Below are 4,879 nucleotides of genomic sequence, written 5' to 3'. Positions count from 1 at the left end.
GCTCGCCCAGAATCGCAGGGCGCATGCGCCCCTGACAGAGAGGTGCTTTTTGCCTCGTCCGAGGGGGCGAAACGACCGGAGATTCTAGCCGCTGGAGCTTGACAATGCTTTTACCGAATTTTGAGGTGGGAGTATTACTGCCCACGAATAGCGGGATAAAATCACGGTAAATACTTTATTTTCTGGAACGAAGATTGATGTACTAGCTGTTCACGAATAATAAAGTTGTTTAAAAATAATAAAGCTATTTAAAAAATAAAATAGTTGTTTAAAAATTGGGGCGATATGAAAGGGATTATATCGTCTTTTTCCATATCATGTATAATGAATGTATAGAATATTTGGTTATCGGATATTTCACAAACGTGCTGTAATGGAGGATGCAAATGAGAATAATAGAGATACCAATTGAATTTAAATTTAATAAGAGAAAAACAAATTTCTCTTAGTTAAGAAAAAGGCGGGATATTTTAAAGGGGGGATATAGTTGTCTTTACAATATAAAGAATATGGTAATGATAACGCTCCGCTAATGTTATTACTTCACGGTGGGGGAGTAAGTGGATGGATGTGGGATAAGCAAGTTCAATACTTTAGTCGATATCATTGTATCGTACCTGATTTACCTGGACATGGAGTTTCTTTAGAGAATCCAAGCCTCTTTAATCAAATGGTGGAGAATTGGATAAACAAAGATATAATATCGAACAAAGATATAATTGTTATATAATCGAGGACGATTATCACTTTTTCACCACTCAAAATATATAATAAAGTTAAACAGATCCTTTAAATTAAACAACCTTATTATTCGTTAAAAAAGCAAGTTATTGTAAATATATTTAATTATTAAAGAACTTTAATAGCCTACGTTCAATGAAATGAACGTAGGCTATTGGATTTAAGAGAACAAAACTAAATGACTTTATTATCTTTATGTACTAGCATTGCTAAAATATATATGAAGAATGAGCTAGAAAAAAACAAACCCTCCTATCAGAGAGTTTGTTCTCGCGTACATTGCTATTGAAAAAAAACAGCTTAAGGGGAACTGTTTAAACTATTTTATCATACAGGCAACAGAAGTGATGTTGAGAAAATTTAATTCTAGTTAAGATAACCGCAAACAAAAAGAACCATAACCTTGCCGTTTTGGCAAAGTTATAGTTTAAATTATAGGTTTTTTCCGTTTCGCTGGCGGTACACCATACCCATCAAGCTAAGGGGGACAAGAGGGTATATGTGAATGTGTTTTTTGAAATTTCTACGACTACACTAAAGATGTGCATAACAAATAAACCTATTAAATAGGTGTTTTTAAAAATATTATGCAACTTGGAAACTTTGTGACAACGTACAATCATACACAACACCTAAGATATCAAAGACTGTTTTCTTTTCGTAACGGTGAGATTTTCGTCCGTTTTTTTCTAACAGGTAAAACAATAGATAATAATTCTTTATCATATAGATGGATTTGTATTCACTTAGCTCTTTCTTTTTCTTATCTAAGAGTAACTGACGCATTTTGAACATCGTCGATGAACAGAGTAAAATACTAATGAGTTGCCCATATAAATGGCATTCTAAGCGTTCTTTCTTAATTTCTTTGCACCTGTAGATTTGAAATAAAGTCGTACCGTTTGTAAAAAAGATGTACTGTTTTGAAAAAAGTTATACCGTTTATAAAAAAGTCGAACCGAAATGTTATTATTTCAGTTTTCCTTCTTCCACAAACGGTTAGTTCAATAGCTTTATTTGGGCATTGCGTTCAAATTAAGATAATATTGATTTGAAAGGCGTTGGAATTAGTAGTATAAAAAATAGGGGATGCAAAGCAGTGAATGAATTTTATAATGCGTTAACATATGTAAATAAAATGTTTTATGAACCCAATCACTTAACCATAAAAGCTGTCCGAGAAGAAGCTCAAAATTCAGATTATGGGGCTGGTATATTTCAGTTAAATTCAAAATCGATTAGATTTAGAGTCGCAAAAATAACACCTACCAAGATAGGACAGTTTGTTGCTTTTTGGGAAAAAGATGGGGATAATAAAAACCAAGCCTTTTCATATGAAAAAGCTACTGATTTATTGGTTATCAATACTTTTACTAGAAATAATAATTTTGGACAATTCGTTTTTCCAAAAGAAGTACTTGTAAAACAAAATATCCTTAAAACAGCCACTACAAAAGGAAAAATGGCAATTAGAGTTTACCCTAGTTGGGAAAATCCCACTAGCAAACAAGCTATCGAAACACAGAAATGGCAATTAGAATATTTTGTTGGGATGAACAATACAAATAGTTTGCCAATACAAGAACTATTAAAGCTATACTCTAACTAAAATTGGATAGCCCTAAATGTGGTTTTAAAATAAAGTTCGATAATTTAAAACAAAATATTCCATTTCCGTAAACAGGTGCGTTAGTGGAATAAGGAGTATTAAAATAATCAAACTTTTTTATAAAAATTTCATACTTAGTTAAAAAGAGAAACTCCATTTTGATCAATCTGTTTTCAAAATGAAGTTTTTATATTTGCTTTTAAATAAGGATTAAAACACATTTTTTAATCAAACTTATTGCAAAGCTACAGTTTACTGATTTTCACCTAATTCCTAGAGATAAAGGTGGAATCTTTATGTTTTATAACAACAAGAATGAACTAATGTTTGTTGGTAAGGCAAGAAAGTTAAGACCAAGAATAAAAAAACATTTTGAAGATACTGTATCAGTAATCAAAGACCATAGAGATGAAGTAATCAAAATTGATGTTTGTCTTGTAGAAAACGCGATGGAAAGAGAAATTTATGAAACATATATCGCTAATAAACAAAAGTCGAAATATAATGTAGACAAAGTGTTCTTTAAATAAGTAAAAGCTCATAAAAAGGACTAATAAAATGAGACAACTTTGCCTCGGCTTATTAGTCCTTTTTTACCGCTTGCAACGTTACGTTGCACAATGATACGGATATCATTTGAGAGAAAGAACAATTTGATACGATAAAGGATGGGAATAGATTGGATAATCATAGCCAAACACCGGCGTATATATATACGTATGCATTTCGCGAAGAGGAACGTTCTTTATGTTATATGGAGATGCGCTCACTTTTTGGAACGGAATCGCACTCTAATATATTGAAAAGCACAATCAAAATTGATCCGAGCCGAAGCCCGTTTATTAAAGAACGGATTGACGTAATGTATGAAGGAGATGAACTGCCAGATATTTTGAAGCAGGTCGAACAAATTGATTTGTCTGGATCCACGTTCAAAGTCATCTTCGTTAAAATTAATGATCTTGATAAATCGAAAAAAATAGAATACGGAGAACGCCGCCTTATTGAGCGAGATATCGGCATGCATATTGAAGGTGAAGCCGATGTGCATCATCCAGAGCGTGTATTTGGCATTGTAATCATTGGCGGACGTTGGTACTTCGGAACATATATGGAAAGCGAGGCTGTTTGGTTCCATCACGTGAAAAAACCACGCAGCTATTCTACGTCACTAAGCACACGTGTAGCGAGAGCTGTTGCGAATATCGCTGTGCCAAATCCTGATGGAGTCAAAGCGATCGATCCATGCTGTGGTATTGGAACGGTAGTGGTAGAAGCACTCTCTATGGGCATTGACATCGTTGGCCGTGATATTAACCCGCTTGTCGTAATCGGATCAAGAGAAAACATCGCGCATTTTGGTTTTGAAGGAGACGTAACGGTAGGACCTATCGAAGACATTCAGACAAACTACGATGTAGCAATTATCGATATGCCGTACAATCTATTTACGTGCGCAACACCAGAAGATCAATTCTCGATTTTAAAACATGCGCGCCGTATTGCAAAAAAAGTAGTAGTTGTAACAAGCGAAACAATGGATCACATGATCGAAGAAATTGGATTTGAAATTACAGACCGCTGCGTAACAAGAAAAGGAAACTTTTCTCGGCAAATTCTTGTTTGTGAATAGGGAAGTAAGGGAAGACCAATGGGTGCATTGGTCTTTTTTTGTTTACTTTTCATTTTTGATACTATGTCAAGATAATAGACACAGATTTCTACCGCGCTTTCGCTTGGTGTCCTTCATAAAAAATTTCAAATAAAGAGCGGTTTAAAATTTTTTATGAAGGTAAAATCAAGCTACTGAATTTCCATACATACGTTCAAATTCGTTCGGTGTATGGTAGTCCAAAGTCGAATGGATTCGTTTGGAATTGTAGAAGAACTCGATGTACGCAAACAACGATTTTTTCGCTTCTTCTCTCGTTTTATACTTCGTTTGATACACAAGCTCGCGTTTAAGAATACCGTGAAAGGATTCGATGCAAACGTTGTCGTAACAGTTTCCTTTTCGGCTCATACTGCCTATCATATGATATTTCCCCAACAGTTTCTGATATTCATGGGAGGCATATTGAACCCCTCGGTCTGAATGATGGATGACGCCTTTCTCTGGATTTTGACGCTTGTAAGCCATTGTTAATGCAGAGATCACCAATTCCTTTGTCATGGTTTTATTCATGGCCCAACCTACGATTTTACGGGAATACAAGTCCATTACGCTTGCCAAATACAACCAGCCTTCATTGGTCGGAATATACGTGATATCCGCTACCCATGACTGGTTTGGCTTACTAGCTGTAAACTGTCGATCTAAAATGTTTTCACTTACTGGGTGATGATGTTTCGAATTGGTAGTAGCCTTATATTTTTTGACCGTACAAGACTTCCACTGGTTCTTTGTCATAATACGAGAAACTGTTCGCTCACTTACCTTCACGCCGCGTTTATTCAACGTTTTAGCGATTTTAACGCTGCCATAGCGTTGCTCAAATTCTAGGTGAGTCTGAAAAATCTTTTGTGATA

General features: G+C 34.9%; 4 protein-coding genes and 2 pseudogenes. 4 read left to right on the top strand and 2 right to left on the bottom strand.

Annotated features, from left to right (window positions below; translation table 11 throughout):
- Positions 1–487: 487 nt before the first annotated feature.
- Positions 488–730, top strand: a complete 243-nt coding sequence (locus V7024_RS10080; RefSeq protein ID WP_335519063.1) for an alpha/beta fold hydrolase — start codon at positions 488–490, stop codon at positions 728–730.
- A gap of 596 nt (positions 731–1,326) precedes the next feature.
- Here V7024_RS10080 and V7024_RS10075 read toward each other — a convergent pair.
- Positions 1,327–1,656: pseudogene (locus V7024_RS10075) on the bottom strand (IS4 family transposase); the annotation flags it as partial.
- Between the two features lie 184 nt (positions 1,657–1,840).
- Here V7024_RS10075 and V7024_RS10070 point away from each other — a divergent pair.
- The 3 genes and pseudogenes from V7024_RS10070 to V7024_RS10060 all read left to right on the top strand — a co-directional run bounded on the left by V7024_RS10070 (position 1,841) and on the right by V7024_RS10060 (position 3,983).
- On the top strand, positions 1,841–2,350 hold the full coding sequence (locus V7024_RS10070; protein ID WP_090914631.1) for a MepB family protein: 510 nt from the start codon (positions 1,841–1,843) through the stop codon (positions 2,348–2,350).
- Positions 2,351–2,601: 251 nt separating this feature from the next.
- Positions 2,602–2,880 (top strand): annotated as a pseudogene (locus V7024_RS10065) (nucleotide excision repair endonuclease); the annotation flags it as partial.
- A 149-nt stretch (positions 2,881–3,029) separates the two neighbouring features.
- On the top strand, positions 3,030–3,983 hold the full coding sequence (locus V7024_RS10060) for a TRM11 family SAM-dependent methyltransferase (RefSeq protein WP_097898858.1): 954 nt from the start codon (positions 3,030–3,032) through the stop codon (positions 3,981–3,983).
- Between the two features lie 165 nt (positions 3,984–4,148).
- On the opposite strand, the gene V7024_RS10055 is transcribed toward V7024_RS10060, so the two are convergent.
- Positions 4,149–4,879: IS3 family transposase (locus V7024_RS10055; RefSeq protein WP_335519060.1), on the bottom strand; the 731-nt coding region annotated here is incomplete at its 5' end.

The organism is Bacillus sp. JJ864, from assembly GCF_036963045.1.
GTDB lineage: Bacteria > Bacillota > Bacilli > Bacillales > Bacillaceae_G > Bacillus_A > Bacillus_A pseudomycoides_C.
This window is presented reverse-complemented; position numbering and strand designations above follow the sequence as displayed.